The 25,373-nt window shown below is 70.4% G+C and carries 23 protein-coding genes; 12 read left to right on the top strand and 11 right to left on the bottom strand.

Going from position 1 to position 25,373, the window contains the following annotated elements; all coding sequences use genetic code 11:
• Nucleotides 1-42 precede the first annotated feature (42 nt).
• Nucleotides 43-996 carry an IS5 family transposase gene (locus QE438_RS10810; protein ID WP_306991040.1) on the top strand — a complete coding sequence of 318 codons (954 nt, stop codon included), beginning with the start codon at nt 43-45 and terminating at the stop codon, nt 994-996.
• A gap of 221 nt (nt 997-1,217) precedes the next feature.
• On the opposite strand, the gene QE438_RS10805 is transcribed toward QE438_RS10810, so the two are convergent.
• Nucleotides 1,218-3,395 (bottom strand): primosomal protein N', encoded by a 2,178-nt coding sequence (locus QE438_RS10805; protein WP_307183937.1) that lies wholly within the window; start codon nt 3,393-3,395, stop codon nt 1,218-1,220.
• A 468-nt stretch (nt 3,396-3,863) separates the two neighbouring features.
• On the opposite strand from QE438_RS10805, the gene QE438_RS10800 reads away from it, so the two are divergent.
• Both QE438_RS10800 and QE438_RS10795 read left to right on the top strand, forming a co-directional pair.
• Nucleotides 3,864-4,892, top strand: a complete 1,029-nt coding sequence (locus QE438_RS10800) for a hypothetical protein (RefSeq protein WP_306995734.1) — start codon at nt 3,864-3,866, stop codon at nt 4,890-4,892.
• A complete protein-coding gene (locus tag QE438_RS10795) occupies nt 4,879-5,496 on the top strand; it encodes a DUF3106 domain-containing protein (protein ID WP_307183938.1) in 618 nt (205 codons plus the stop codon). The genes QE438_RS10800 and QE438_RS10795 overlap by 14 nt, the downstream gene beginning before the upstream one ends.
• A 36-nt stretch (nt 5,497-5,532) precedes the next feature.
• Here QE438_RS10795 and QE438_RS10790 read toward each other — a convergent pair whose 3' ends face one another.
• Nucleotides 5,533-6,738, bottom strand: a complete 1,206-nt coding sequence (locus QE438_RS10790; protein WP_306995738.1) for a DUF3667 domain-containing protein — start codon at nt 6,736-6,738, stop codon at nt 5,533-5,535.
• A gap of 106 nt (nt 6,739-6,844) precedes the next feature.
• On the opposite strand from QE438_RS10790, the gene QE438_RS10785 reads away from it, so the two are divergent.
• The 3 genes from QE438_RS10785 to QE438_RS10775 all read left to right on the top strand — a co-directional run bounded on the left by QE438_RS10785 (nt 6,845) and on the right by QE438_RS10775 (nt 10,558).
• The gene (locus QE438_RS10785) at nt 6,845-8,197 is read left to right on the top strand and encodes an MATE family efflux transporter (RefSeq protein WP_130516783.1); all 1,353 of its coding nucleotides are present in this window, start codon (nt 6,845-6,847) and stop codon (nt 8,195-8,197) included.
• A 109-nt stretch (nt 8,198-8,306) separates the two neighbouring features.
• The gene (sppA, locus tag QE438_RS10780) at nt 8,307-10,217 is read left to right on the top strand and encodes a signal peptide peptidase SppA (protein WP_286575407.1); all 1,911 of its coding nucleotides are present in this window, start codon (nt 8,307-8,309) and stop codon (nt 10,215-10,217) included.
• An 11-nt stretch (nt 10,218-10,228) separates the two neighbouring features.
• On the top strand, nt 10,229-10,558 hold the full coding sequence (locus tag QE438_RS10775) for a hypothetical protein (RefSeq protein WP_306995740.1): 330 nt from the start codon (nt 10,229-10,231) through the stop codon (nt 10,556-10,558).
• Nucleotides 10,559-10,562: 4 nt separating this feature from the next.
• On the opposite strand, the gene QE438_RS10770 is transcribed toward QE438_RS10775, so the two are convergent.
• Nucleotides 10,563-10,790, bottom strand: a complete 228-nt coding sequence (locus QE438_RS10770) for a hypothetical protein (protein WP_130516788.1) — start codon at nt 10,788-10,790, stop codon at nt 10,563-10,565.
• A 60-nt stretch (nt 10,791-10,850) separates the two neighbouring features.
• On the opposite strand from QE438_RS10770, the gene QE438_RS10765 reads away from it, so the two are divergent.
• The 3 genes from QE438_RS10765 to QE438_RS10755 all read left to right on the top strand — a co-directional run bounded on the left by QE438_RS10765 (nt 10,851) and on the right by QE438_RS10755 (nt 12,483).
• On the top strand, nt 10,851-11,261 hold the full coding sequence (locus tag QE438_RS10765) for a GNAT family N-acetyltransferase (protein ID WP_306995742.1): 411 nt from the start codon (nt 10,851-10,853) through the stop codon (nt 11,259-11,261).
• 11 nt (nt 11,262-11,272) lie between these two features.
• A complete protein-coding gene (locus QE438_RS10760; protein ID WP_307183939.1) occupies nt 11,273-12,052 on the top strand; it encodes an SDR family oxidoreductase in 780 nt (259 codons plus the stop codon).
• 251 nt (nt 12,053-12,303) lie between these two features.
• Entirely contained in the window at nt 12,304-12,483 is a 180-nt protein-coding gene (locus QE438_RS10755) for a hypothetical protein (protein ID WP_306995744.1), read from the top strand.
• Nucleotides 12,484-12,837: 354 nt separating this feature from the next.
• Here QE438_RS10755 and QE438_RS10750 read toward each other — a convergent pair whose 3' ends face one another.
• From QE438_RS10750 to QE438_RS10735, 4 genes are read right to left on the bottom strand one after another with little or no spacing between them, the layout of a single operon-like run.
• Nucleotides 12,838-13,602: a DUF2894 domain-containing protein gene (locus QE438_RS10750; protein WP_306995745.1), complete on the bottom strand. Its 765-nt coding sequence runs from the start codon at nt 13,600-13,602 to the stop codon at nt 12,838-12,840.
• Nucleotide 13,603: 1 nt separating this feature from the next.
• Nucleotides 13,604-14,224, bottom strand: a complete 621-nt coding sequence (locus QE438_RS10745) for an OmpA family protein (protein WP_306995747.1) — start codon at nt 14,222-14,224, stop codon at nt 13,604-13,606.
• Nucleotides 14,221-16,578, bottom strand: a complete 2,358-nt coding sequence (locus QE438_RS10740; protein WP_306995749.1) for a DUF802 domain-containing protein — start codon at nt 16,576-16,578, stop codon at nt 14,221-14,223. Before QE438_RS10740 ends, QE438_RS10745 begins: the two co-directional genes overlap by 4 nt.
• Nucleotides 16,560-17,321, bottom strand: coding sequence for a DUF3348 family protein (locus QE438_RS10735; protein ID WP_306995751.1), 762 nt, complete (start codon nt 17,319-17,321; stop codon nt 16,560-16,562). Before QE438_RS10735 ends, QE438_RS10740 begins: the two co-directional genes overlap by 19 nt.
• A gap of 306 nt (nt 17,322-17,627) precedes the next feature.
• Between QE438_RS10735 and QE438_RS10730 the strand changes: the two genes are divergently transcribed.
• Nucleotides 17,628-18,356, top strand: a complete 729-nt coding sequence (locus QE438_RS10730; protein ID WP_307183940.1) for a class I SAM-dependent methyltransferase — start codon at nt 17,628-17,630, stop codon at nt 18,354-18,356.
• Between the two features lie 287 nt (nt 18,357-18,643).
• Here QE438_RS10730 and QE438_RS10725 read toward each other — a convergent pair whose 3' ends face one another.
• From QE438_RS10725 to QE438_RS10715, 3 genes are all read right to left on the bottom strand, one after another.
• Nucleotides 18,644-19,219, bottom strand: a complete 576-nt coding sequence (locus tag QE438_RS10725; protein ID WP_306995754.1) for a GNAT family N-acetyltransferase — start codon at nt 19,217-19,219, stop codon at nt 18,644-18,646.
• Nucleotides 19,220-19,239: 20 nt separating this feature from the next.
• Nucleotides 19,240-20,022, bottom strand: a complete 783-nt coding sequence (locus tag QE438_RS10720) for a glutaminyl-peptide cyclotransferase (RefSeq protein ID WP_306995756.1) — start codon at nt 20,020-20,022, stop codon at nt 19,240-19,242.
• A gap of 94 nt (nt 20,023-20,116) precedes the next feature.
• Complete coding sequence (locus tag QE438_RS10715) at nt 20,117-21,331, bottom strand: serine hydrolase domain-containing protein (protein ID WP_306995758.1); 1,215 nt, start codon at nt 21,329-21,331, stop codon at nt 20,117-20,119.
• 291 nt (nt 21,332-21,622) lie between these two features.
• On the opposite strand from QE438_RS10715, the gene QE438_RS10710 reads away from it, so the two are divergent.
• The gene (locus QE438_RS10710; RefSeq protein ID WP_306995760.1) at nt 21,623-21,976 is read left to right on the top strand and encodes a hypothetical protein; all 354 of its coding nucleotides are present in this window, start codon (nt 21,623-21,625) and stop codon (nt 21,974-21,976) included.
• 369 nt (nt 21,977-22,345) lie between these two features.
• Here QE438_RS10710 and QE438_RS10705 read toward each other — a convergent pair whose 3' ends face one another.
• Complete coding sequence (locus tag QE438_RS10705; RefSeq protein ID WP_306995762.1) at nt 22,346-23,722, bottom strand: short-chain fatty acyl-CoA regulator family protein; 1,377 nt, start codon at nt 23,720-23,722, stop codon at nt 22,346-22,348.
• 124 nt (nt 23,723-23,846) lie between these two features.
• Here QE438_RS10705 and QE438_RS10700 point away from each other — a divergent pair, with 124 nt between their 5' ends.
• A complete protein-coding gene (locus QE438_RS10700) occupies nt 23,847-25,352 on the top strand; it encodes a CoA-acylating methylmalonate-semialdehyde dehydrogenase (protein ID WP_306995764.1) in 1,506 nt (501 codons plus the stop codon).
• Nucleotides 25,353-25,373 lie beyond the last annotated feature (21 nt).

Genomic DNA, 25,373 nt, shown 5'->3' with positions numbered 1-25,373 from the left:
GACCTTTGCAAAACTACCCTTGATCTTCCCGAGGCTCTTCCCATGCAGCGCGACCCTGCCCAGTCCAGCTTTGCCGATGCCCTGGTCTTGGGCAGCACCAACAGTCGCCTGCAGCGGATCGATGCCTTGTTGGATTGGCCGCAGTTGGTCGGCGCGCTTGGGCTGGAGCGCAAGGCCCAGACCGGCAGGCCGGCTTACCCGCCCACCACGATGCTCAAGGTGTTGCTGCTGCAGGCCTGGTATGGCTTGAGCGATCCGGCGATGGAGGATGCCTTGGGCGATCGGCTCTCCTTCCGGCGCTTTGTCGGGCTGTCCCTGGATCAGGCCGTGCCGGACCACTCCACGATCAGCCGCTTTCGCCAGCGCCTGCTCGAAGGCGATCGCTGGCAGCGCCTGCTGGCGCAGGTCAATGCCCAGTTGGATGCGCACCAGGTGATCCTGCGCCAGGGCACCCTGATCGACGCCACCCTGATTCCGGCGGCGGCCGCCGAACCGCCCAAGCAGGTGGGCGGTGGCCAGTCCCCGGTCGATCCGGATGCCAGGTGGACCAAGCGCCCCAACGGCATGGCGCGTTTTGGCTACAAGCTGCATCTGGCGGTGGATCGGGGTTCGCAGATCGCGCGTGCGATGGTGCTGACCTCGGCCAACATCAACGAGATCACCCAGGCCGCCAAGCTGGTCCAAGGCGATGAGGGCGCGGTTTGGGCGGACAAGGGTTACGTGGGTCCGAGCTTGCGGGAGAAGCTCGCCGAGCACGGGATCGGCAACCGGGTCCAGCGCAAGGCCAGTCGCACGCGCAAGTTGACCGTGTGGGAGAAGCGGCGCAACACGCTGATCGGCCGGGTACGGGGCAGGATCGAGGGCGTCTTTGGGGCCCTCAAGCGCTCCTATGGTTTGGCCCGGATGCGCTTCATGGGCCTTGAACGCAATGCCGTGGCCACCTGCGTGACGTTGGTGGCCTGGAACCTGGCCCGCGCGGCGGACCGCACGGTCTAACGCCACGAACCGAGCCCTGGCGGGCTAAACCACCTTCTGGCCCAAGCGCTTCTTCCCTCACTCTGCCGCTGCAAGCCAGGTCAGCCGCGCCATTTCACCTGTTGAATGCGGCGATGGAGGGTTTTTCAAACGTCCCGCGAACGCGGGAATCCAGGGACGTTTCGCCCCGAGCCCCAGAAACCCCGACGTCCCGCCCGCGCAACCCAACACCGCCGCCCCACTCAATACAAATCCGTCGGATCCACATCCAGCGACCAGCGCACGCGCCGGGCCTCGGGCAGCGCCTCGACCTGCGCCAGCGCCGCCTGCAGCGCGGCGTGCAGGCGCGGGCGCTGGGCCGAGGAGAGCAGCAGCTGCATGCGCTGGAAGCCGGCCCGGCGCGGCATCGGCGCCGGCATCGGGCCGTGCAGCTCCAGGCCGGCATCGGCCTGCGCCAGCGCCGCGCGCACCGCGCGCAGGAAGGCCTGGACGTGCTCGATCTGCTTGGCCTCGGCGCGGAACATCGCCAGGTGCGCGAACGGCGGGAAGCCGGCCTCCTCGCGCTGGGCCAGCTCGGCCTGGGCGAAGGCGCGATAGCCGCCGGACAGCAGCGTCTCCAGCAGCGGATGGCCGGGATGGTGGGTCTGCAGCCACACCTGGCCGGGGCGCGCGGCGCGCCCGGCGCGGCCGGCGACCTGGATCAGCAGCTGGGCGAGCTTCTCGCCGGCGCGGAAATCGGCCGAGAACAGGCCCTCGTCCACGCCGACCACCACCACCAGCGTCAGCAGCGGCAGGTCGTGGCCCTTGGCCAGGATCTGCGTGCCGACCAGGATGCCGGGCCCGTCGCCGAGCGTGGCGAAGGCCTGCTCCAGCGCGTCCTTGCGCTGGGTGGTGGAGCGGTCGATGCGCAGCACCGGCACCTGGGAAAAGGTATCGGCCAGCAGTTCCTCCAGCCGTTCGGTGCCCACGCCCTGCGGTTGCAGCGCCAGCCCGCCGCAGTCCGGGCAGGCCAGCGGCGCGCTTTGGCGATGGCCGCAGTGGTGGCACTGCAGGCGGCGGCCGGCGGCGTGCACCGTCATCGGCGCGTCGCAGCGATGGCAGTGCGCGCTCCAGCCGCAGTCGTGGCACAGCAGCACCGGCGCGTAGCCGCGGCGGTTCTTGAACACCAGCACCTGGCCGCCGGCCTGCAGCTGCGCGGCGATGGCCGCCAGCGTGTCGGGCGACAGGCCCGCGGCCAGCGGGCGCTTGCGCACGTCGACCACGCGCACGCTGGGCGCCTTGGCCGTACCGGCGCGCGTGGACAGGCGCAGATGCGCGTAGCGGCCGGCCTGGGCGTTGTGCAGGGTCTCCAGCGAGGGCGTGGCGCTGCCCAGCACCACCGGCACGTCCAGCGCCTTGCCGCGCACCAGGGCGAAGTCGCGGGCGTGGTAGCGGATGCCGTCCAGCTGCTTGTAGCTGCCGTCGTGCTCCTCGTCGATGACGATCAGCCCGGCCTCGGGTAGCGGCACGAACACCGCCGAGCGCGTGCCCACCACGACCCGGGCCTCGCCGCGCAGGCAGGCCGCCCAGGTCAGCGCGCGTTCGCCGTCGGCCAGGCCCGAATGCAGCGCGTACACCTCCACGCCCAGCCGCGCCCGGAAGCGCGCCAGTGTCTGCGGGGTCAGGCCGATCTCCGGCACCAGCACCAGCGCCTGCCGGCCGCGCGCCAGACAGGCGGCGATGGCGTGCAGATAGACCTCGGTCTTGCCCGAGCCGGTCACGCCCTCCAGCAGGATCGGGGCGAAGCCCTGCGCGGGGATGGCGGCTACCGCCGCCTGCTGTTCGTCATTGAGCACCGGGCCGGGCTGGGGATCGCGCGCGCGGCTGCGCGGCGGCTGGGCGAAACGCTCGGCCAGGCCGCGCTGCAGCAGACTGCGCGCGGCGGTGCGCCAGCCGGGGTGGAGGTCGTCGAGCTGCCATTCGGCCAGGCCTTCGCCGCGCAGGCGCTCGGCCAGCAGGCGCGGCTGGCTGCCGGCGCGCAGGCGGTCCACCGCGGTCATGCCGGCCTCGGTCAGGCGCCAGCCCCAGGACTCGCGCACCGGCAGCGGCTCGCCATGGCGCAGAGGGCCGGGCAGGGCGGTGGCCAGCACCTCGCCCAGCGGGGCGTGGGTGTAGGCGGCCAGCCACTGCAACGAGCGCGCCAGCTCGCCGGCCAGCAGCGGAGCCGGATCCAGCACGGCCAGCGCGGTGCGCAGTTCGCCCGGGGCGGCGCCGGCGGGGACCACCTCGACCACCACACCGACCAGTTCGCGATTGCCGAACGGCACGCGCACCCGCCGGCCGACATCGTCCTGGCCGACGGCGTGGCCGGGGGGCGGCAGGTAGTCGAAGGCCTGCCGCAGGGGAACGGGCAAGGCGACGCGGAGCAACGGGGCGGACATCGCGGGCAAGTGTAGGGCACCGGTCACATCGCACTGCCGGTTGTGCAGTTGCGGCAGGAACCTGTCTGCCAGGTGACGAAACCCACGCAACTGGCCGACACACATGGGAAAACCGCCTTATCCACACCGCCTGTGGATAAGGCTGTGCATCACGCCGCTGCTCCACGCCAAATCAGCCGTCTTTTCTGGGCGGGCGTCATATTGGTGAAAAAAACGCCAAGGCAAATTAGTCAATTAAAATCAATCACTTGAGCGTGGAACAGGCGAAAAGTGGGCCGTTGTGGAGGCGGCCGAAGGGCCCGGATGACGCCGCTTTGGATGCTGTGCACAACCATCGATTCGTCAAGCCCCGAAGAATCCCGGGAAATTTGAATGTTTGGCCAATGTCAAGGGTTTTGTTGACGAACCCAACCGGACCGTCGCCGCCTATCATGCGTATGTCACACGCCGCCGCCGACCGATCCTGACTTGAATACGCCCGCCGATGTCCCCGCCGCGCTCTCAGCCTTCCTGCGCGGCGTCGAACGCCGCGGCATCGTCCTGGCCGAGCTGCAGTGCGGCCGCCGCGAGACCGGCGAGATCGCCATGGCCGCGGCCCTGCGCGCCTTCGGCCAGTACGCCAGCGAGCAGCCGATGGCCGAATGGCCGCGCGGCTTCTGGTCGCTGCTGGCCTCGGCCCCGCCGCTGCGCCAGGCCCACCCCGAGGCGCGCTGGCCGCAGGAGATGGACTGGCTGGCCGACCTCTCCGACAGCGACCGCCTGGCCCTGCTGCTGCGCCTGGCCGCCGGCCTGGACGAGGACGACGCGGCCGCCGTCATGGGGGTCAACCAGGTCGGCTATCGCGGCGCGCTGACCCGCGCCTGCCCGCGCGACGAGGCGGGTCAGCCCGACGCGGCCGCCTGGCGCGCGCTGGCCGAGGCGATCCAGCAGCATCTGCGCGCGCTCTCGCCCGAGCGCCTGGCCCATCTGAGCCGGCTGCGCGAGGCCCTGGCGCCGGACGTGCCCGAGCCGGCGCCGGCGCCGGCCAGCGTGGCGCCCGAGCCGGTCCGGAAGCCATCCCCGTCGCCCGCACCGCGCCGCCCCCGTTCGTCGGCCGCAAGGCGTCCCTTCCCGTGGCGCCAGGTGCTGATCGCCGCCGCCGTCCTGCTGGTATTGGCCGCCATCGCCGGCGGCTGGTGGTACCTGCACCAGGGCAGGCTGGCCGCACCGGCGACCGTCGGCGCCCAGGGCGGCGGGGACGGCGCCCAGCCGCTGCGCGACGAGGCCCAGGTGCAGGTCGAGCCGCTGTCGCGCGACGACGAGGCCGACAAGCGTTTCAGCCAGGCCGAGGCGGTGCTGACCCATCCGGATTTCGACGCGCTGATGGACCCGCAAGGGCTGGCGCTGGCGCAGCGGGCCGGGTTCCTGGCCTGGTACGCGGCCGCGCCGCAGGACCGTCAGCGCGAGGCCGCCGAGGCCATGAACGCCCCTGCGGAGGCTCGCGATGCGGCGCAGTAAGCCCCTAGTGGCCTTGGCCGCGGCGGCCGTGCTGGGCCTGGCGACCTCGGTGCTGCTGGCCCAGGCGAGCGACGAGCAGGCGCTCACGCCGGCGATCCAGGCCGCGCGCGCCGCGCGCCTGGCGGCGCTGAGCACGCCGGCGCGGCACGCCTTCGCCGACCGCATGGTCGTCTGGGACCGTCTGCCGCCGCTGGAGCGCGCCAGGCGCCGGGCCGAGTACGCCGACTGGCTGGCCCTGGACCCGGCCACCCGCAGCCGGCTGCAGCAGGCCGCCGCGACCCTGGCCACGCTGCCGCCGGCGCAGCAGCAGGCGCTGCTGACCCGGTTCGGGCAACTGGACCAGAGCGAGCAGGCCGGTTGGCGCCTCGGGCCCGACCTCGGCGCCGACTTCGCCCGCCTGCAGCCGCTGCTGGCCTACATGCCGCAGGCGGAGATCGCGCCGATGCGCGCGGTGCTGCGCCAGCTGACCGCGCCGCAGCGCGCCGACCTGGCCGTGCTGGCCCAGCGCACGCCGCCGCAGGACCGCGATGCCCTGCGCCAGGCGCTCATCGCCGCCGACCCCGCCGGCCGCGGGCAGTGGCTGCAGGAGCGGCTGCGCCACTGAAGCGGCGCGCCCTGCCCTAAGGATGGATGGCAGGCCTCAGTGGGTGATGCTGGAGAACATCGGCACCAGCGAGAACATGCCCACCAGGATGAAATACAGCACGCCGATCACCCCGTACTTGAGCGTGGTCAGCCACCACGCTTCGCCGTAGACGCGGCGCTGGGTCAGCCAGAGATAGACCGGCAGCCACAGCGCCAGCAGCACGCGCAGCACGCCCAGGGTCCGCGCCAGCCAGCCGGCGCTGGCGGGCAGGGCGTCGCCGATCAGCATCAGCACGAACATCGCCAGCAGCGCGAGCACCAGGAAGGCGTGGCTGTAGAGGCCGACCACCAGATGCTCCAGATAGCCGCGTCCGCTGCCCAGGTAGCACAGTTTCAGCAGCAGCGCGAAGGCCGGCACCAGCACGAACAGCGCACTGGGGATCGCGGCCAGGAAGACGTGCACGAACTCGCCCGGATCGTCGCTGTAGCGCTGCAGATTGAGCCGGGCGCGCTCGACCTTGGCATTGAGCCAGCGGTTGGCGAAGCCGGGCAGGGCGTCGATGTGGATCTGTTCGTTCGTGGTGCGGCTGGCCGGCTCGGGTGCTTCGGGCTCGCGGGTGCTTTGCGCGTGCTCTGCCGCGCCTGCGTCTGCCTCGGGGGCGAGCGTGGCCGGCTGGCTCGGGTCGAGCTGATGCAGGCGCGCCTGCGCATCGGCGCGCAGCTTGCGTTCGCCCATGGTCATGGCCCGGGCGGCGATGGAGTCGGCGGCGACCTGGGTCCTGGCCTCGCGCAGGGCGGCGAGCTTCTCGTCGCGGCTGGCCTCCACCGCCGCGACCGTGGTCTGCGCGCCGAACTGGCCCGGATCGGCGATCAGTTCGGGCCGCTCCCAGGCGCCGTCCTGCACGCCGCGCAGCATCGAGCCGATCTCCTTGCCGCCGTCCACATGCACCGCATACTGGGCCACGAAGAAGGTCAGCACGCTCAGCACCACGAACAGCCGCAGCGGCGGCACATACGGCGCGCGGTGGCCGCGCAGGAAGCGCACCGGCAAACGCCCCGGGACGATCAGCTCGCGCAGCGTGCGCACGATGCGCCCGTCCAGGTGCCAGAACGACTCGAACACCTCCTCCACCGCATGGCCGAAGCTGCGCAGCGGGTTGTGCGCCGGCTGGCCGCAGGCATGGCAGTAATGGCCGGCAAGCGAGGTGGCGCAGTTGTCGCATGCGGCGGACGTGGCGTGTCCGCCGGGTGGTGTGGTCATCGAAGCGGCGCCCCTTTCCCCAAGGTCGGCCGGTAAGATAGCGGCCCTTCCCGGCCCGATGCCAGCGCCCATCCCGCGCGCGATCGCAGCCGCTGTGCGTGTTTCCATGTCCGCCCCTTCCTTGCCCGCGCCGGGCCTTGCGCACGAGATGCGCAGCACCGGCCGCCTGGCGCTGCCGCTGGTCATCGGCCATGTCTCGGCCGGCCTGGTCGGCTTTGTCGACAACGTCATCGCCGGTCACCACGGCACCGCCACCCTGGCCGCCGTCACCACCGGCACCGCGCTGATGTGGCTGCCGCTGATGGTGCCGATCGGCACGCTGGTGGCGCTGGCCGCATCGGTGTCGCACCACGATGGCGCCGGCGAGCACGACCGCATCGGCCCGCTGTTCCGCCAGGCGCTGTGGCTGGCGGCGGGGCTGGGGCTGGCGATGTTCGTGTTCCTGAGCCTGATCCCGCATGCGCTGGCGCCGATGGGCATCGCGCCGGAGATCGTCCCGGGCGCGCGCGACTTCCTGCACGGCATCCGCTGGGGCATGCCAGCGATGGCCGCTTACCTGTGCATGCGCAACCTGAGCGAGGGCATGCACTGGACGCTGCCGACGATGGTGCTGGGCTTCGGCGGGCTGTTCCTGCTGGCGCCGCTGGGCTACGGGCTGGCCTTCGGCGCCTGGGGCCTGCCGGAACTGGGCGCCGGCGGGCTGGGCATCGCCTCGGCGGTGATGATGTGGGCGCAGGCGCTGCTGTTCCTCGCCTATCTGGCGCGTTCCAGGCGCTTCGCCCCGCTGGGGCTGTTCGCGCGTTTCGAACCGCCGCGCTGGGCGCAGATCGCCCCGCTGCTGCGCACCGGCCTGCCGATCGGGGTGACGGTGCTGATGGAGGGCGGGCTGTTCATCAGCACCGCGCTGCTGATCGCACGCCTGGGCGCGGTGCCGGCGGCAGCGCACCAGATCGCGATTAATCTCTCGGCGATCTGCTTCATGGTGCCGATGGCGCTGGCCGAGGCGACCACGGTGCGCGTGGGCCATGCGCTGGGCCGGCGCGACGCGCACGGCGTGCGCCGCGCGGTGCGCGCAGGCTACGCCATCGTGCTGGGCACGCAGACCTGTTCGGCGCTGGTGCTGGCGCTGTTCCACAACCAGATCGTGGGCATCTATACCGACGATCTGGCCGTGGCCGCGCTGGCCGGCAGCCTGCTGGTGCTGGCGGCGATCTTCCAGTTCCCCGACGGCATCCAGGTAATGTCGGCCGGCGCGCTGCGCGGGCTCAAGGACACGCGCGTGCCGATGCTGCTGGCGGCGCTGGCCTACTGGGGCGTCGGCATGCCGGCGGGCGCCACGCTGGGCCTGGGGCTGGGCTACGGTCCGCGCGGGATGTGGGTCGGCCTGACCATCGGCCTGACCGCCGCGGCGGTGATGATGGCCCTGCGCCTGCGCCGGAGCACCGCGCGCCTGGCCTGAAGGCGGGGCCGGCCGGCTGAACAGCCGTGCCGTGACGTGTGGGGCATGCCGCGGCGGCGCGGCTGCGACTAAGCTGATGCACCGTTTGTCGAACGAGCCCCCAGCGCCCATGAACCAACCCGTCCGCCGCGATCCGATCAGCCGATTCTTCATCGGCCTGTGGGACGTGATGAATTTCACCCGACGGCTGATCTTCAACCTGGTCTTCTTCGGCCTGCTGTTCCTGATCGGGGTGCTGGTGATCGTGGCCCTGGCCAAGGGCGGTGGCCCCAAGCCGCTGCAGGACCGCACCACGCTGGTGATCGCCCCCGACGCGGCGCTGGTGGAGCAGTACTCGTCCGACCCGGCCAGCCGCGCGCTGTCCAAGGCCTTCGGCCAGGCCGGCGGCGAGGTGCAGCTGCGCGACCTGCTGCGCGCGCTGGAGGTGGCCAAGACCGACCGCAGGATCGAGCGGGTCTTCGTCGATTTCGACAAGCTTAGGGCCAGCGGCTATGCCTCGCTGCGCGAGGTCGCCGCCGCGCTGGCCGACCTGCGCGCCTCGGGCAAGCAGATCCTGGCCTTCAGCGAGAACATGAGCCAGGGCCAGTACCTGCTGGCCGCGCAGGCCAACGAGGTCTATCTGGACCCGATGGGCAGCGTGGAGATCACCGGCCTGGGCCGCTACCGCCAGTACTTCCGCGAAGGCCTGCAGGACAAGCTGGGCGTGGACGTGCACCTGTTCCGCGTGGGCGAGTACAAGTCCGCCGCCGAGCCCTACATCCTGGACGCGGCCTCGCCCGACGCCAAGGAAGCCGACCTGTTCTGGATGAACGACGTGTGGGGCCGCTACCTGGCCGACGTCGGCAAGGCGCGCAAGCTCTCGCCCGAGGCGGTGAGCGCCGGGGTGACCAACCTGCCGGCCGAGGTGACCGCCACCGGCGGCGACCTGGCCAAGGTCGCCCTGCAGCAGAAGCTGGTCGACGGGCTGAAGACCTGGCAGGACGTGCAGCAGCTGCTGATCGAACGCGGCGTGGCTGACGAGGACGATGCCGACAAGTCCGGCCTGGGCTTCCGCCACGTCACGCTGGAGCAGTACCTGGCGCAGCTGCCCGCCAAGCCGGCCGCGCTGGACGAGCGCCCGCAGGTGGCCGTGGTGGTGGCCTCCGGCGAGATCAGCTCCGGCGATCAGCCGGCCGGCCGCATCGGCGGGGAGAGCACCTCGGCCCTGCTGCGCACCGCGCGCGAGGACGACAAGGTCAAGGCCGTGGTGCTGCGCGTGGATTCGCCCGGTGGCGAGGTGTTCGCCTCCGAGCAGATCCGCCGCGAGGTGGTCGCGCTGCAGGCCGCCGGCAAGCCGGTGGTGGTGTCGATGGGCGACCTGGCCGCCTCGGGCGGCTACTGGATCAGCATGAACGCCGACCGCATCTATGCCGATCCTTCGACCATCAGCGGCTCGATCGGCATTTTCGGCCTGGTGCCCAACTTCACCCGCGCGCTGGGCAAGATCGGCGTGCATACCGATGGCGTGGGCACCACGCCCTTCGCCGGCGCGTTCGACCCGACCAAACCGATGGATCCGCAGGTGAGCCAGATGATCCAGTCGGTCATCAACAAGGGCTATGCCGACTTCACTGGCCGGGTGGCCGCCGCGCGCCACAAGAGCGTCGAGCAGATCGACCAGATCGCCCGTGGCCGCGTGTGGACCGGCCAGCAGGCCATGGAGCGCGGCCTGGTCGATCAGATGGGCGGACTGAAGGACGCCATCGCCGATGCCGCCGCGCGCGCCAAGCTGGGCGCGGCCGATAAGTACCGGGTGCAGTACGTGGAGAAGGAGCTGTCGCCGTTCGAGCAGTTCCTGGCCAACGCGGCCGGCAGCCCGATGGGTCAGGCGCTGGTGGGCCGTTCGGATCTCGCCCAGAGCCTGCTGCTCAAGGCCGCCCCGCACACCGCCGAGCAGCTGAAGTTCGTGCAGGACGCGCTGGAGCGCAAGCCCGGCGGCAAGCCGGTCAGCGAGCTGGCGTACTGCTTCTGCGGGTTGTGAAAGGAGGTGCCATGAAGACGACCGATTTCGACAGTCGCGACCTTGCCCAGGCCAATCATCGGATCGTGGCGGAGGGAGAATCCCTCCCCAGCGTCCGCCTCAAGGATGGCAGCCGGGTCCAGACCGGCACGGTGGGCGCGATGCTGCAGAACGTGGTGCGCTACAACGCCGGCGAGCGCGGCGAGGTCGAGCGCGAACTGGAGCTGGCGGTGCCCACGCTGATCAAGGTGGGGTTGTTCGACCTGTTCACGCCCGAGGAATGGATGGCCGGCGACAACCCCGGCCGTCGCCTGCTGGGCGAGTGGGCGCTGCAGGCGCTGCAGCGCGCCGAACAGGGCTGACGCGTCACTGGCCTTCGGCGGCCTCGATCTGCTTGTCCTGCGCGTCCTTGGCCTGCTGCAGCTGGCCTTCGACGGCCTTGGCCTTGTCCAGCGGCCGGTGCAGGGCCTGGACCGCGGCGGTGCTCTGCGGCGTGGGCGGTTTGTCCGGCTGCGGCGCGGCCGGCGGGCTGCAGGCCGCGAGCGCGCCCAGGCAGGCGGCGCACAGCAAGCGAAGGCAAGGGGATGCGGACATGGCGGCTGCCTCGCGAGGGATGCGTGGCTATCCTACGCCGACGCCATCGCCGAGCGCGCCATGCCCCCTCGCTACACGCTGATCGAAGCCGTCCCGACCGTCGCGGTCTACCGCGCGCTGCGCGTCGGCGCGGGGCTGAGCGCGAAGACCGAAGAAGCTGCTGCGAAGGGGCTGCCCCAGTCCTGCTTCGCCGTGCAGGTGCTGTGCGACGGCCAGCCGATAGGCATGGGGCGCGTGATCGGCGACGGCGGCTGCTTCTACCAGGTCGTCGACATCGCCGTGCTGCCGGCGCATCAGGGACAGGGCCTGGGTAAACGCATCATGGCCGCGATCGCCGACTACTTGCGCCTGCAGGTGCCGGCCAGTGCCTATGTCAGTCTGATCGCCGATGGCCAGGCGCATCGGCTGTATGCGCAGTTCGGGTTCGCACCGACCGCGCCGGCATCGATCGGCATGGCCCTGGCGCGCTGAAGGAGAACGCGATGTCCCATCCCCACCGCTGGCGCCTGGACGGACAGCTCGCCCTGGTGACCGGCGCCAGCGCCGGCATCGGCCTGGCTGCCGCGGCCGAACTGCTCGCGCTCGGCGCCGACGTGCTGCTGGTCGCGCGCGACGCCGATGCGCTGGAGGCCGCGCGCGACGAGCTCACCGATGCCCATCCGGAGCGGATGATCGAGGGCTTCGCCGCCGACGTGGCCAACGACGAGGAGCGGCGTGCGCTGCTGGACTGGGTCGAGGACCAGGGCGAGGGCCTGCACATCCTGGTCAACGCCGTCGGCGCCGGGGCCAACGGCAGCCTGCTCGACCTGGATGAGGCGACCTGGCGGGCGGTGTTCGAGACCGGGCTGTTCTCCGCGTTCGAACTGTGCCGCTATGCGCAGCCGCTGCTGGCGCGGCACCCGGCCAGCAGCATCGTCAACGTCGGCGCGGCCAGCGGCCTGCGCGCGGTGCGCGGCGCCACGGTCGAGGGCATGGCCAAAGCCGCGCTGCACCAGATGACGCGCAGCCTGGCGGTGGAATGGGCGCAGGACGGCATCCGCGTCAACGCGGTCGCGCCCTGGGCCATCCGCACGCCCCGCACCGCCGCGCGCCTGGCCTCGCCGGCGCAGCACGAGCGCGTGCTGGCGCGCACGCCCCTGCAGCGGCTGGGCGAAGCGGAGGAGGTGGCCGGCGCGATCGCCTTCCTGTGTTTGCCGACGGCGGCCTACATCACCGGCGTCTGCCTAGACGTGGACGGCGGCTTCGGCTGCAGCGGCTTCTAACCAGCGCTCGCGAATCCCTACGTTCGCAGCGCTCAGCCCCCTCCCTTGCGAAGCAGGGGAGCTCGAAGTCGCGGCTAGCGACTGAGGGGGAGGGGTTGGCTTTTGTTGTTGCGTTTGAGGTTGCCTGCAGCGAGAAGCAACAGCAAAAGCACCCCACACCCTCAGTCGCTAGCCGCGACTTCGAGCTCCCCTTCGCTTCGCGAAAGGGAGGGGGCAGAAGCCAAAGCCAAGACGCACTTAGGCAGAAGCTGATGCAGGCGCTGGCCGATCAGCGCAAAAGCCAATCAAGACAAAAGCCTGGAGTTGAGCTGGCAGGCAAACCATTCCGTTCGCACAAATCCGCCCCCTCCCTTGCGAAGCAGGGGAGGGCTGGGGAGGGGTTGGCTTTTGAGGTTGCTGCTGCTTTTGCTATTGCCTGCAACAAGAAGTAACAGCAAAAGCACCCCTCCCCAACCCTCCCCTTCGCTTCGCGAAAGGGAGGGGGCAGGAGCCAAAGCCCAAGAGGCACTCAGGCAGAAGCTGGCGCAGGCAGTGGCCGATCAGCGCAAAAGTCAGTCGAGACAAAAGCCTGGAGTTGAGCCGGCAGGCAAACCATTCCGTTCGCGCGAATCCGCCCTCCTCCCTTGCGAAGCAGGGGAGGGCTGGGGAGGGGTTGGCTCTTGATGTTGCTGTTGTTTCTGCCGACGGCGAGAAGCAACAGCAAAAGCACCCCTCCCCCTCAGTTGCTAGCCGCGACTTCGAGCTCCCCTTCGCTGCGCGAAAGGGAGGGGGCAAAAGACTGGGCGCTATGCGGGCTTTTTGCGGGTGCGGCTGCGAGAGGGTTTGGAGGGCTTGGCGCCGCTGGGGAGGCGGGGGGCGTCGGCCTCGGGGTCGGTGCCGCCCTGCAGCTGGGCCATCCACGACAGCGCATCGACATAGGCGAGGACGTGCTGCAGATAGCCCGGCGCGGTGTCGTGCATCAGCGTCAGGGCGCGGTGCACCAGCAGGTGCGAGTTGAGCGGTCCCGAATCTTCCGGCGCCGGCTCCAGCGACTGACGCAGCTGGCGCGCGGTGCGCACCTCTTCCCACAGGCGCTGGAACTCGTCCAGCGCCGGCAGCTGTGGATAGGACGCCGCGGCAGGCCGCATTGCCCCCGTGGCCTCACGCGCGGTGTGGGCGTGTCTCTGGGACTGGCCTGGCTGGCGACGGTGGTGATCCTGCGCGGACGTCGGGCCGGAGGGCGCAAGCGGAGCAGGCGCGGCATGCGCCTCATCGCGCGCGTCGAATCGCTGCTGCGCGCCGGCATGCAAGGCATCGAGCAGTTCGGCCAGCGGGCTGACCACGCTTATTGCCTGGCGGGACGTTCTGCGCTTGCGCGCCCGGGCCTGCTCGACGCGGATGCGGTACTCGGCCAGCAGTGCAGCCAGGCGCGCTTCCAGCAATGCGCGGGTCGCGCCGGTCTGCGCCTGGGTGCGCGCGGCCAGGGCGTCGAGCAGGGCGAAGCGCACCGGGTCGATGCGGTCGGCGCCCTGCGCGCGCCAGCGTTCCAGTTGGCCCAGCGCCGCCTGCACGTCAGGGCGTCGCGGCGGTCTTGGACGGGCGCGGCATCGGCGCGATCTCCACGCGGCGGTTGCGCGCGCGGCCCTCGGCGTCGTCGTTGGAGGCCACCGGCTGTTCGGAGCCGAACGCGGCGGCGAACACGGACGACGCCGGTACGCCCTCGGCGATCAGCGTGCGCGTCACCGTCAGCGCGCGCTGGGCGGACAGTTCCCAGTTGTCGGCGTAGTGCAGGTTGTCGTCGTGGATCGGGCGGTCGTCGGTGAAGCCGCTGACCATCAGCACCTCGTCGCGCGCGTGCAGGTACTGACGCAGCGGTGCGGCCAGGCTGTGCAGCACCTCGCGCCCCTCCAGCTGCAGCTGGTCGGAGTTGAGCGCGAACAGCACGTTGCCGCGGATGCCGATGCGGCCATCGACGAGGGTCACCCGGCCGGCGGCCAGCGGGCCGGCCAGCGCCTGCTCCAGCGCCTGGCGCCGGTGCGCCTCCTCGTCCAGCTTGCTCGACAGCTGCAGCTGCACGGCGATCACGCCGACCAGGATCAGCACGAAGGCGCCCAGCAGCACCGACATCAGATCGCCGAACGCCGCCCACACCGGCGTGCCGGCGCCTTCGTCCAGCTCGATCTCCCCACTCATGCCGCCGCGCTCTTGGCGTCGCCCAGCTGGCGCAGGTCCTCGATGATCTGGCGCTGCGAGAGCAGGCTCAGGTCGATCACTTCGCGCGCCTGGGCCACGTAATAGGCCAGCTGCTCATCGCTGCGCGCCAGCGACTTGTCCAGCGCCTGCTCGATGCCATGCAGGCGCTCGGTCAATTCCGCGTTGGCCTGGCCGAACTGGGCCACCGCCGCGCCGAAGGCATCGCCCAGGCTGGCCACTTCGGTGGCGCTGGCGCCGACCTGCGCGGCGGCCTGTTCCAGCTTGCCGGTCTGCGCCTCGACGTGGTCGGTGAAGCGCGTGCCGACGCGTTCCAGCAGCTGCGCCGAGGTGGAGACCAGGGCGTCGATCGCGCCGCGCTGCTCGGTGGAGGCGTGGTTGACCGCGTCCAGCAGCGTGTCCAGCGTGGACATCAGCTGGTTGCGTTCGGCCAGCAGCTCGGTGTCGCGCACCATGGAATCGGAGAGCTTCTGGCGCAGTTCGGCGATGACCTCGGCCGCCGCGCGCGGCGCCTCGGCGGCGGCATCGACCAGGCGCGTGATCTGGGCGATGGTCTCCTGCGCATGCGTCTGCGCCTGGCCGGTGATCGCCTCGGCGGTCTGCGCCAGGGTGTCGCAGATGGCCTGCTGGCGCTGCGCGGTCTCGGCGCCGGCCTGTCGCCATTCCTCGCGCAGCGCCTGATGGGTCGAGGCGAGCGCCTCGGACCAGGCGGCCAGGCGCTGCTCGTCCTGGGCGGCCAGCGCGTCCTGCAGCGCGCTATGGGAACGGGTCAGCGTCTGCGCCACGGTGGCGGTGTGCTGGTCGAAGGCCGCGGCCGCCTCGCGCAGCTGATGCGCGTGCTGCTCGGCCTGCTGGGCCAGGGCCTCGCGCAGCTGCTGCTGAGTGTCCTCGGCGCTGCGCGCCACGGCGCCGGCGTGCGTGTCGAAGGCGCTGGCCGCCTGCGCGCTATGCAGCGCGAACGCGGCGCTGGCCGCCTCCAGCTGCGCGCCGCCGCGTTCGGCCTGGGCGGTCAGCGTGTCGTGCAGCTGCGCCTGCGCCTGGCGGGCGTGGTCCAGCAGCGCGGCGGCGTGGGTCTGGAACGCGGCTCCGGCCTGCTCCAGCGCCTGCGCGTGCTGCGCGGCCTGGGCCGCGTGCAGCTCGCGCTGCTGGGCCAGGGCCTGGGTCCACTGCGTGTCGAGCTGCTGCGCGGTGCCGTCCAGGCGCGCGCCGATGGCCTCCACCGTGCGCGTAGCGTGCGTGGACAGGGCCTGGCCGGCGCCGTCCAGCGCCTGCTGCAGGGCCTCAACCTGCGCGGCGTGGGCCTGGCGCTGCGTATCGAGCGCGGCGGTCCAGCTGTCGCGGGCCGCGCTGGTGGCGCCGGCGAAGCCCTTGTCCAGCGCATCGAGCTGCTGCTGCACCGCCTCGCGCACGCTGGCCTGCAGCGTCTGCGCGTCGCGCGCCAGGCCGGTGAGGGTGCGTTCGACCACCGGCTGCAGCGCGGCGTTCACCGCCTGCGCGCTGTCGGCGACGCTGGCGGCCAGCGCGCGGGCCAGCACCTCGCTCAGCTGCACGTGCGCCGCCTCGGTCCGGGCATGCAGGACCTCGTGGCGTTCGACCAGCTGCGCGTGGGTGGTGCTGCTGTGGGTCTGGATCGTCTGCATCAGCGCGCCGAGCTGCTCGATCAGCTGCGGCATCAGCGCGGTCTGCGCCTGCTGCAGGCGGAAGGCCTCCTCCTGCCGATGCGCGCGCGAGTGCGGATGCAGCGTGGTGGCGATGGCCGCATCCAGCCGCTGCACGGCCTCCAGGCGCTCGCGCCGGCACAGCGCCGAGAGCAGGCCCAGCATCGCCGAGGTCGCCACGCCGGCGATCGAGGTGCCGAAGGCGAAGCCCAGGCCCTTCACCGGCGCGGCCAGCGAGCCGCGCATGGCCTGCAGGTCGATCGCGCTTTCCAGCGCCAGGCCGGTGCCGCGCAGCGTGGCCATCATGCCCAGCAGCGTGCCGAGCATGCCCAGCAGCACCAGCAGGCCGGTCAGGTACGGCGTCAGCGTCGGCGCCGGCAGGGCCACGCGCGCGCCTTCGATGCGCAGGCGCACCGTCTGGCGCAGGCTCGGGGCGAGCCGTTCCAGCCAGACCGCCACGCCGGAGGCCGCGGTGGGGTCCTCGGCCAGGGCCAGCTCCAGCGTGCGCGTGGCCTGGCGGTAGCGGTGGAGCTCGATCGCGCCGGCGATGTAACAGGCGGCGATCACCAGCGACACCGCCACGCCCAGCGCGTTGTTGCCGAGGTAGCCGGCGCCGACCCAGGCCACGGCGAGCAGGCCCAGGAGGAAGACGATCAGGTTCAGGACGGTTCTTGGCATGAAGGCATCAACGAAGGCGTGAGCGCCGCGAGCAGCGCATCGATCGGTTGGAAGCGCAGGTCCAGCTCGGCCAGCAGCGCGCGCTGCATGTCCTGGGCGAAGGTCTGCAGCCAGGCAGGCATCTGCCCGGCGTCGGTTGGGGTAGCGCTGGCCGGGACGGCGTCGGCCTCGGCCGGGCGCAGGCGCAGGAAGTGCTGTTCCAGCAGCGCCGGGGCCGCGGCCAGCGCGGTCTGCTCGCGCGGGCTCAGGGTCGATTCCATCACCGCGTCGACCTCGGCCAGCCGCGCCAGCGCCGCCGGGCCGTGGCCGAGCATGTCGCGCAGGCGGCCGCGCAGCAGGCCGGTGGTGGCCAGCATGGCGCGCTGGTGGGCCAGGTAGCGCTGGCGGAACACGGCGAAGTCCACGGCCAGGTCCAGGCTCGTGCCTTCGCCGGCGGCCTTGTCCAGGCGCCGCTGGATGGCCGCGGCCAGCTCGCGGTCCTCGCGGATCGCCGCGGCCAGGGCGGCGCGCTGGGCGTGGCAGGCGTCGGCCTCGGCGGCGTCGAAGCGCGGGCCGTCGGCGGCCGGCGGCGGCGCGCCGTCCAGCGCCCGCGACAGGGCGACCGCGCGGTTCCAGTCCACCCACTGCGCCAGCCGCTCGGGCAGCGCCGGCGGCGGGGCCGGCACGGCGACCTGGCCCAGCCGCGCGAGCAGGCGCACGAAGGCCGGGCCGGGGACAGGCCCGTGTTGTCGGGGTTTGGCCATGGAGGGGCGCGGTGGGCGCACTGAAAAAGACGGCGATTTTACACGGCCGGCCCGGCGGGCCCGGACGGGCCCGCCGGGGATGTGCCGGCGCACCGGGGAGGCGCGCGGGTAAGGCCTCAAGGCCGCCGCGGCCCGTCCGCACCCTGCCGGACTCGCCCAGCCGGGGGTCTTGGCCGCACGGGAGCGGGGCAGGCGCCGATTCGAGCCAGCCCGTGCCAGCCTGCACTCCAACGCAATGACAGCTGTCACTGGAGGGCGTGCCGGCGCACGCGCACGATGGCGCCGCCCCTTTCGGAGAACACGCCCATGTCCGCATCGCTTCGCGCCGGTCGCTACGGCATCGACGCGCCCTATGCCCCGCTCGGCATGCTCGCAGGCGCGGTGGCCTGTGCCGCCGTCGCGGTGTTCGTGGCGCCGCAGTGGTGGGTGAGCGCCATCATCCTGACGCTGATGGCCGGGCTGTACCTGCACACCACGCGGCGCGGGAAGTTCCTGGTCTGGCAGCGCCTGCTGGCCGCGCAGCCGTGGCGCGGCGACGAGCGGGTGCTGGACCTGGGCTGCGGCCGCGGCATGGTGCTGCTGGAGGTCGCGCGCCACCTGCCGCGCGGACGCGCGGTCGGCGTGGACATCTGGAGCAACAAGGACCAGTCGGGCAACGCCATGGCGGCCGCGCTGGCCAATGCCGAGGCCGAGGGCGTGGCCGCGCGCGTGGAGCTGCACACCGCCGACATGCGCCACCTGCCGTTCGCCGATGCCAGCTTCGATGCGGTGGTCTCCAATGTGGCCATCCACAACATCGCCCCGCGCGAGGGCCGCGCGCAGGCCATCGACGAGGCCTGGCGCGTGCTGCGCCCCGGCGGCATGCTGCTGCTGGCCGACATCAACAAGACCGACGAGTACGTGGCCAGGCTCGCCACCCACGGCGTGACCGCCACGCGCAGCAGCCTGGGCTGGCGCATGTGGTGGGGCGGCCCGTGGGTGCCGACCCGCGTGGTCGAGGTACGCAAGCCCGCTGCGGTGCGCGTGCCGGGCTGAGCGCGCTCGGCGTGGAGTCGGCGCTTCCTGTGCCGCATGCGGCCGGCCAAGGCGGCCCTGGTCGCCTGCATGCGCGTGCCGCTCCTCCGCCTGAATGCCATGGTCCACCATCGGACTGGCGTAATAACCGCAGCCGCGCCTGTAGAGCGGAGCTTGCTCCGCTGTGGCTTTCCCACGAACTGAACGGAAGGCAGCGGAGCAAGCTCCGCTCTACAGGGAGGGCGCGGCGTGATCGGAAGAGACGGGGGCTCTCACCAAGCTGGCTGACTTGGCTAGCTTGACCACGTTCAGTCGGCGCGCAGTGCGGTGGTATCCGCGAGGTGGCGATGCGGATCCAGCCGGGTGACGAAGACCTGCTCGACGCACCATTCGTCCTTGTATTCGTCTTCGCGCCGGTGCGAGGGCGTCATGCCCGCCCGCTGCAGCAGCGCCAGGCACGGCAGGTTGCGCAGGTCGCTGGCGGCATGGATCTCCACCAGGGACGGGAGGCAGGCCAGCCGTTCCAGCAGCCCGCGGACGCAGGCCGTGCCATGGCCCTGTCCCTGCGCGTCCGGCGTGATGCTCAGTCCGAACTCGGCCTGCGTGGCATCGGCCGACAGCCACACTCCGACATCGCCGATCAGCGCGTCGTCCTGCGCGCGCGCCAGCGCCAGCTGCCGCCAGCCATCGGGCACCAAGGCATCGTGTCCGGCCTGCTCGCGCAGGAAGGCCTCGCAGGCCGGGCGGTCCATCGGCGGCCAGCCCTGGAAGCGGGCCACCGCCGGATCGCGGCGATAGGCGTGGAAGGCGTCCAGATCGTCCAGGCGCAGCGCGCGCAGGCGCAGCCCGGCGAAGGTGTAGGGAAACAGGTCGAAGGTGTGCATGGTCTGTGGGGCGCGGGCGCTCAGCGCGGCCCGGTCAGCTTGATCTCGAACAGCTTGGGCCAGCGCTTGCCGGTGACGAAGATGCGGTCGCCCTGCGCGTCGTAGGCGATGCCGTTGGGCACGTCGTCGTTCGGGTCGGCAAGCTTGCGGTAATCGAACAGGCCCTTGAGGTCGACCCAGCCCACCACCGCGCCGGTGGCCGGATCGATGCGCGCGATGCGATCGGTCATCCACACGTTGGCCCACAGCTGGCCCTTGATCCATTCCAGCTCGTTGACGCGCTGCAGCGGCTTGCCCTCGACGGTGACGGTGATGCTGCCGGTCTGCTGCAAGGTGTCCGGATCGAGCACGCGGATGACCGGCGTGCCGTCGCTCATGTACAGATGCGTCTCATCGCGGGTCAGCGCCCAGCCTTCGCCCGGATAGCGGAAGCTGCCGACGATGTCCAAGGTCGCCAGGTCGCGGATCGCGCCCACGCCGCTGCGCCAGGTCAGCTGCAGCAGCTTGCCGTCGTGCGCGACGATGCCCTCGCCGAAGTACTGCGGCGGCAGCGCCGCCTCCTGCAACACCTTGCCGGTGGCCAGCTCCACCTTGCGCACCACCGACTCGCCCAGCTCGCCGGTGCTCTCGTACAGCACGCCATCCAGATAGAACAGCCCCTCGGTGAAGGCCTGCGTGTCGTGCGGATACGTCTTGACCGCCTTGACGCCATACACCGGCACCCGCGCGCAGGCGGGCAGGGTGAAGAGCGCCAGCAGCAGCGCGAAAGCCGGGCGCAGAGGTGAGGCGGGCGTGCAATGCATCGGATCGACGGTCGAGGAGCGAGGCGGCAGCTTAGCCCAGCGCAAGCGGTTGCCGAGCGCTTTCAACGCATCCGGACGCCGCCCTTCAGCCGCGCTAACGCGCCGCGCCCGACGCGCTCAGTGCCTGAGCGTGGGCGAACAGCAGCTTGAGGATCGCCACATAGGCCTTCTCGGTGTCCTGGCCGGCGGTGTTGGTGAAGAACACGATGCCGGTCCGCAGATCGGGCGTGGCCAGCATCTCGGTCTTCAGGCCGGGGTCGCTGCCGCCGTGGCCCACGTACCGGGTGTTGAACTTGGTCTGCCAGAACAGGCCGGAGTTCTTCTCGGCGATGTCGACATTGGCCGGCTTGTGTTCGGCCGTGAACTGCAGGCGCAGCATTTCATCCACCGAGGACGGCTTCAGGATGCGCGCACCGTTGGCCTGGCCGCCGCTAAGCAGGGCGATGAAGAACTTGGACAGGTCGTCGACCGAGGTGCGCAGGCCGCCATCGGGCCAGGTCGTGCCGGTGTAGGGCTGCAGCGCGACGGCGATGCCGTCCTGCGACAGGTACAGCGTGGCGCCCTCGCGCAGATCGCGCGGCTGGAGACGCCAGTGGGTGCTGTCCATGCCGAGCGGGCGGAAGATGCGGTCCTCGGTGTAGCGATCCAGCGGCTGGCCGGTGGTGCGCTCGATGATGTAACCGGCCAGCCCGGCGCCGATGTTGGAGTAGTCGCGTTCGGTGCCGGGCGCGGAGGCGTTGTAGTTCTCCGGGCTGTAGTCGGCGCCGCCCGGCACGAAGTAGCCGCGCAGGAAGTCGCCCAGCGGCTGCGGCGCATTGCGGCCGAAGTGGTAGCTCGCGGCATACACGTCCCAGCGATCGGTGATGCTGGAGGTGTGCGTGGCGATCTGGCGCAGCGTGATCGGGATGTCGGGATGGCGCGGGTTGCGCACCTGGAACGGCAGGTAGCCATCGATGTCCGCGTCGACGCTGAGCTTGCCCTCCTCCTGCGCGCGCATCATCGCCGCGCCCACGACGGTCTTGCTGATGGATGCGATGTTCATGACGGTCGCGGTGGTGAACGGACGCCCGCTCTCGCGGTCGGCCAGCCCGTAGGCGCCGCGCCAGGCCACCTTGCCGTCCACGATGACCGCGGCCCCCACGCCGACCAGCCCGCCCTCGCGCATCTGCTGCCTGATCGCCGCATCGATCGAGGTCGCCTGGGCGGCAGGTTCGGCGCTGCGTTCGGCGGCGCGCGCGTCGCCGAAGGAATACGGGCCGCCAACTAGCGAGAGGGTGAACATCGTGAGCAGCGTGTTACGAAGATGCATGCGAACCCCCTTGTAGAACGGCGAGTCTCTCAGCTCTTGAAGTGCTGCCGCGTCTGCCGGAAGTCACTTTCTACGGATCTTCGGATTGATCGATAGCTCCGATTGCCCGAATGCGCGGCCTTGATTGGGGCACGTTCTTCGCAATTTAATTAATCCTATTTTTTCGACACGCATCACGAACGCTAAATTAATCTGGGCTTATAAGTGACCTGTTGGAGTCAGCATAGTGACGAGGTGTGCTTCATTTGTTGCAACGGAGTTTGTCGAATAATCGCAATCAGGAGGCGGGAAATGAAGAGCGGGATTTTTCTGGTTTTTACGGGGCTTGCTATCTTTGCCGTGTCGGGCGTGGCGGATGCTCGGCGGATGGTAGAGACGGAGATAAACCTCTATAAAAATGGCGCGCTGATAGGTAGTGTTACTACTGGCTGTGAAGGCGGGGTTTATTACGAATGGGCAGACGAAGTGGTTAGGACCAAAGAGGAAAGTAGGGCTTTGGCTGCCACTACCAATGGGATCGTGGCTACAAAATTCACCTGCCCTCAGTATGTGTTGTTCTCCTGGTATTGCCCAAGAATTGACTTTGATAATCCGCCGCATACATGGGAAGACGCCGTGGATCGATGTGATTGGCAGGAATTGTAAACGCCACTCAAATTCTCAAATGGCGCGGCGCTTAACGGCCTGCGAAGCATCGGCTTTTGAGCTGAAGATATTTTGGCTTACTTGGTGGTTGGCGGTCATGGCCTCTCCTTCTCTCTGAGGAAGGTCATGGTCTTAAAGTTTCAAGAAGGTGCATCTAGGAGGCTCCGACTCGTGCGCCTTCTGACTAAAAAAAGGAATTTTAGGCTATGAATGGGAGGTTCTCATATCGTTGATGAAAATCCTGGATAAATCCCGTTTGAGGCATTCTATAAATTTTGTTCCTAAGCAAAAATGTGTTTGCGATCGACCAAAGGTAAGCAGGGCTGTTGTTGGGTGGGTTAATCAAACCGGCAGTGCCGGATTAAGCGTTCAGCGCGCCACCGCAGCCAGCTGCGGCAGCGCGGGGAAGGCGCGCTGCAGGCAGTCGCTCCATTCGCAGGTGCGGCAGCCCGGGCCGATGGGCACGGCCGATTCGGGGCGGATGTCGATGCCGCGCGCGTAGACCAGGCGCTCGGCGTGGCGCAGGTCGCAGCCCACCGTGACGGCGAAGGTCTTGCGCGGCTGGCCGTAGCCGACCGGGCCGGTGCTGACCTGTCGGGCCAGCCAGAAGTGGCGGCGGCCGTCGGGCAGGCGGGTGACCTGGGTCAGCACGCGTCCGGGCTGGTTGAAGGCCTCGTACACGATCCACAGCGGGCAGGAGCCGCCGACCTGGGAGAAGTGGAAATCGGTGGACGAATGGCGCTTGGACACGTTGCCGGCGCGGTCCACGCGCATGAAGAAGATCGGCAGGCCCGGCGCGCCCTCGCGCTGCAGCGTGGACAGGCGATGGCACACCGCCTCGAAGCCCACGCCGAAGCGGTGCGCCAGCCATTCGATGTCGTAGCGGCTCTGCTCGGCGCTGCGCAGGAACTCGCCGTAGGGCATCACCAGCGCGCCGGCGAAGTAATTGGACAGGCCGATGCGCGCCAGCGCCACGCGCTCGGCGTCGTCGAAGCCGGCGCGCGCGGTCAGCGCGGCGATCAGGCCCGGGTGTTCCAGCAGCACCAGTTCGGCGGCCATCTGGAAGGCCTGCTGGCCCGGACGCAGGTAGTCGGGCAGGTGCAGCACGCGCGCGGCCGTGTCCAGGCGTCGCTTGATCTGGCCGCCGCCGTGGACCTCGACCAGCACGCCGTGGCGGTCGGCCAGGCGCTGCCGCAGGCGCGGCGCGGTGTGGCCGGGCACCAGGCCCAGTTCGTCGAACAGGCCCTCGGCCAGCGTGTCCAGCTCGGGGATGTGGTTGCGCAGGCGGTTGAAGTAGTCGCGCACCTGGTCGCCGGGCGGCAGCAGGGCCGGCGCGCCGGAAGTCGCATCGCCGATCTGCAGCTCCAGCGCCGCGGCGCGCTCGCGCAGGGCGCGATGCTCGCGGTGCAGGTCCAGCAGCGCATGGGCGACCTGGGGCAGGTTGCCGGCCAGGGCGCGCAGCTCGGCCGTGGTCACGCCGGGCCGGTCCAGCGCGACCAGGGTCTCGTGCAGCGGGTCGATCAGCGCGGCCGGGTCGTCGGCGTCGAACAGGCCGGCGGTGTCCTGCAGGACCTGGCGCAGGCGCTGCTGCACGGCGGGGGTCAGCGGGCGCTTGTTGCGCTCGATCTGGTTGAGATAGCTGGGCGAGAGGCCCAGCGCCTGGGCCAGCTGGGCCTGGGACAGGCCGTGGCGCTGGCGCAGGCGCTGCAGGCGCAGGCCGAGTTCGAGGCGGCGGTGGGGGCTCATCTTCGCAATCTTCGCAGAAATCCGCCCGGTCATTGGCCGGATTAAGCAGAATTGGGGCTGAAATCGGCCCCGATCTTGCGAAAGATGCGAATCCTGTCATTCGCCATCGCCCAAAGGGCCGCCCATGAACGTTGAACTGCCGCGCGTGTCTCTGCTGATCGACGGTGCCTTCGTCGAATCGCGCACCTCCACCTGGAAGGACATCGTCAACCCGGCCACGCAGGAAGTGCTGGGGCAGGTGCCCTTCGCCACCGTGGACGAGGTGGACCGCGCCGTGGCCGCCGCCAAGGAAGCCTTCAAGACCTGGCGCAAGACGCCCATCGGCACCCGCGCGCGCATCTTCCTCAAGTACCAGCAGCTGATCCGCGAGCACATGGGCGAGCTGGCGGCGATCCTCACCGCCGAGCAGGGCAAGACCCTGCCCGATGCCGAGGGCGACGTGTTCCGCGGGCTGGAGGTGGTCGAACACGCCGCGGCGATCGGCAACCTGCAGCTGGGCGAGCTGGCCAACAACGTGGCCAATGGCGTGGACACCTACACGCTCATGCAGCCGCTGGGCGTGTGCGCCGGCATCACCCCGTTCAACTTCCCGGCGATGATCCCGCTGTGGATGTTCCCGATGGCCATCGCCACCGGCAACACCTTCATCCTCAAGCCCTCCGAACAGGACCCGATGGTGACCATGCGCCTGGTCGAACTGGCGCTGGAGGCCGGCATTCCCAAGGGCGTGCTCAACGTCGTCCACGGCGGCGAGGAGGTGGTCAACGCGATCTGCGATCACCCCGACATCAAGGCGGTGTCCTTCGTCGGCTCGACCAAGGTCGGCACGCATGTCTACAACCGCGCCTCGCTGGCCGGCAAGCGCGTGCAGTGCATGATGGGCGCCAAGAACCACGCCGTCGTCCTGCCCGATGCCAACAAGGAGCAGACGCTCAATGCGATGGCCGGCGCGGCGTTCGGCGCGGCCGGCCAGCGCTGCATGGCCGCCTCGACGATGGTGGTGGTGGGCGCGGCGCGCGACTGGATCCCCGACCTGGTCGCAAAGGCCAAGACGCTGAAAGTGGGCCCGGGCAACGCCAGCGGCGTGGACGTCGGCCCGCTGATCTCCACCGCTGCGTGCTCGCGCGTGGAATCGCTGATCGAGTCGGGCGTCGCCCAGGGCGCCAAGCTCGAACTGGACGGCCGCAAGCCGCAGGTCGAGGGCCACGCGCAGGGCAACTTCGTCGGCCCGACCATCTTCTCCGGCGTCAAGCCGGGCATGCGCATCTACGACGAGGAGATCTTCGGGCCGGTGCTGGTGATCGTGGAGGTCGACACACTCGATGAGGCCATCGCCTTCGTCAACACCAACCCCAACGGCAACGGCACCGCGGTGTTCACCCAGTCCGGCGCGGCCGCGCGCCGCTTCCAGGAAGACATCGACGTGGGCCAAGTCGGCATCAACGTGCCGATCCCGGTGCCGGTGCCGCTGTTCTCCTTCACCGGTTCGCGCGCCTCCAAGCTAGGCGACCTGGGGCCGTACGGCAAGCAGGTGGTGCTGTTCTACACCCAGACCAAGACGGTGACCGCGCGCTGGTTCGACGACGACACGCTCAGCCATGGCGTCAACACCACGATCAGTCTCAAGTGAGCCTTCGCACAAGGGCGATGC

The sequence above is a fragment of the Pseudoxanthomonas sp. SORGH_AS_0997 genome (assembly GCF_031453535.1).
GTDB lineage: Bacteria > Pseudomonadota > Gammaproteobacteria > Xanthomonadales > Xanthomonadaceae > Pseudoxanthomonas_A > Pseudoxanthomonas_A winnipegensis.
Note: the sequence above shows the minus strand (reverse complement) of the source record. Positions and strands in the feature narration are given on the sequence as shown.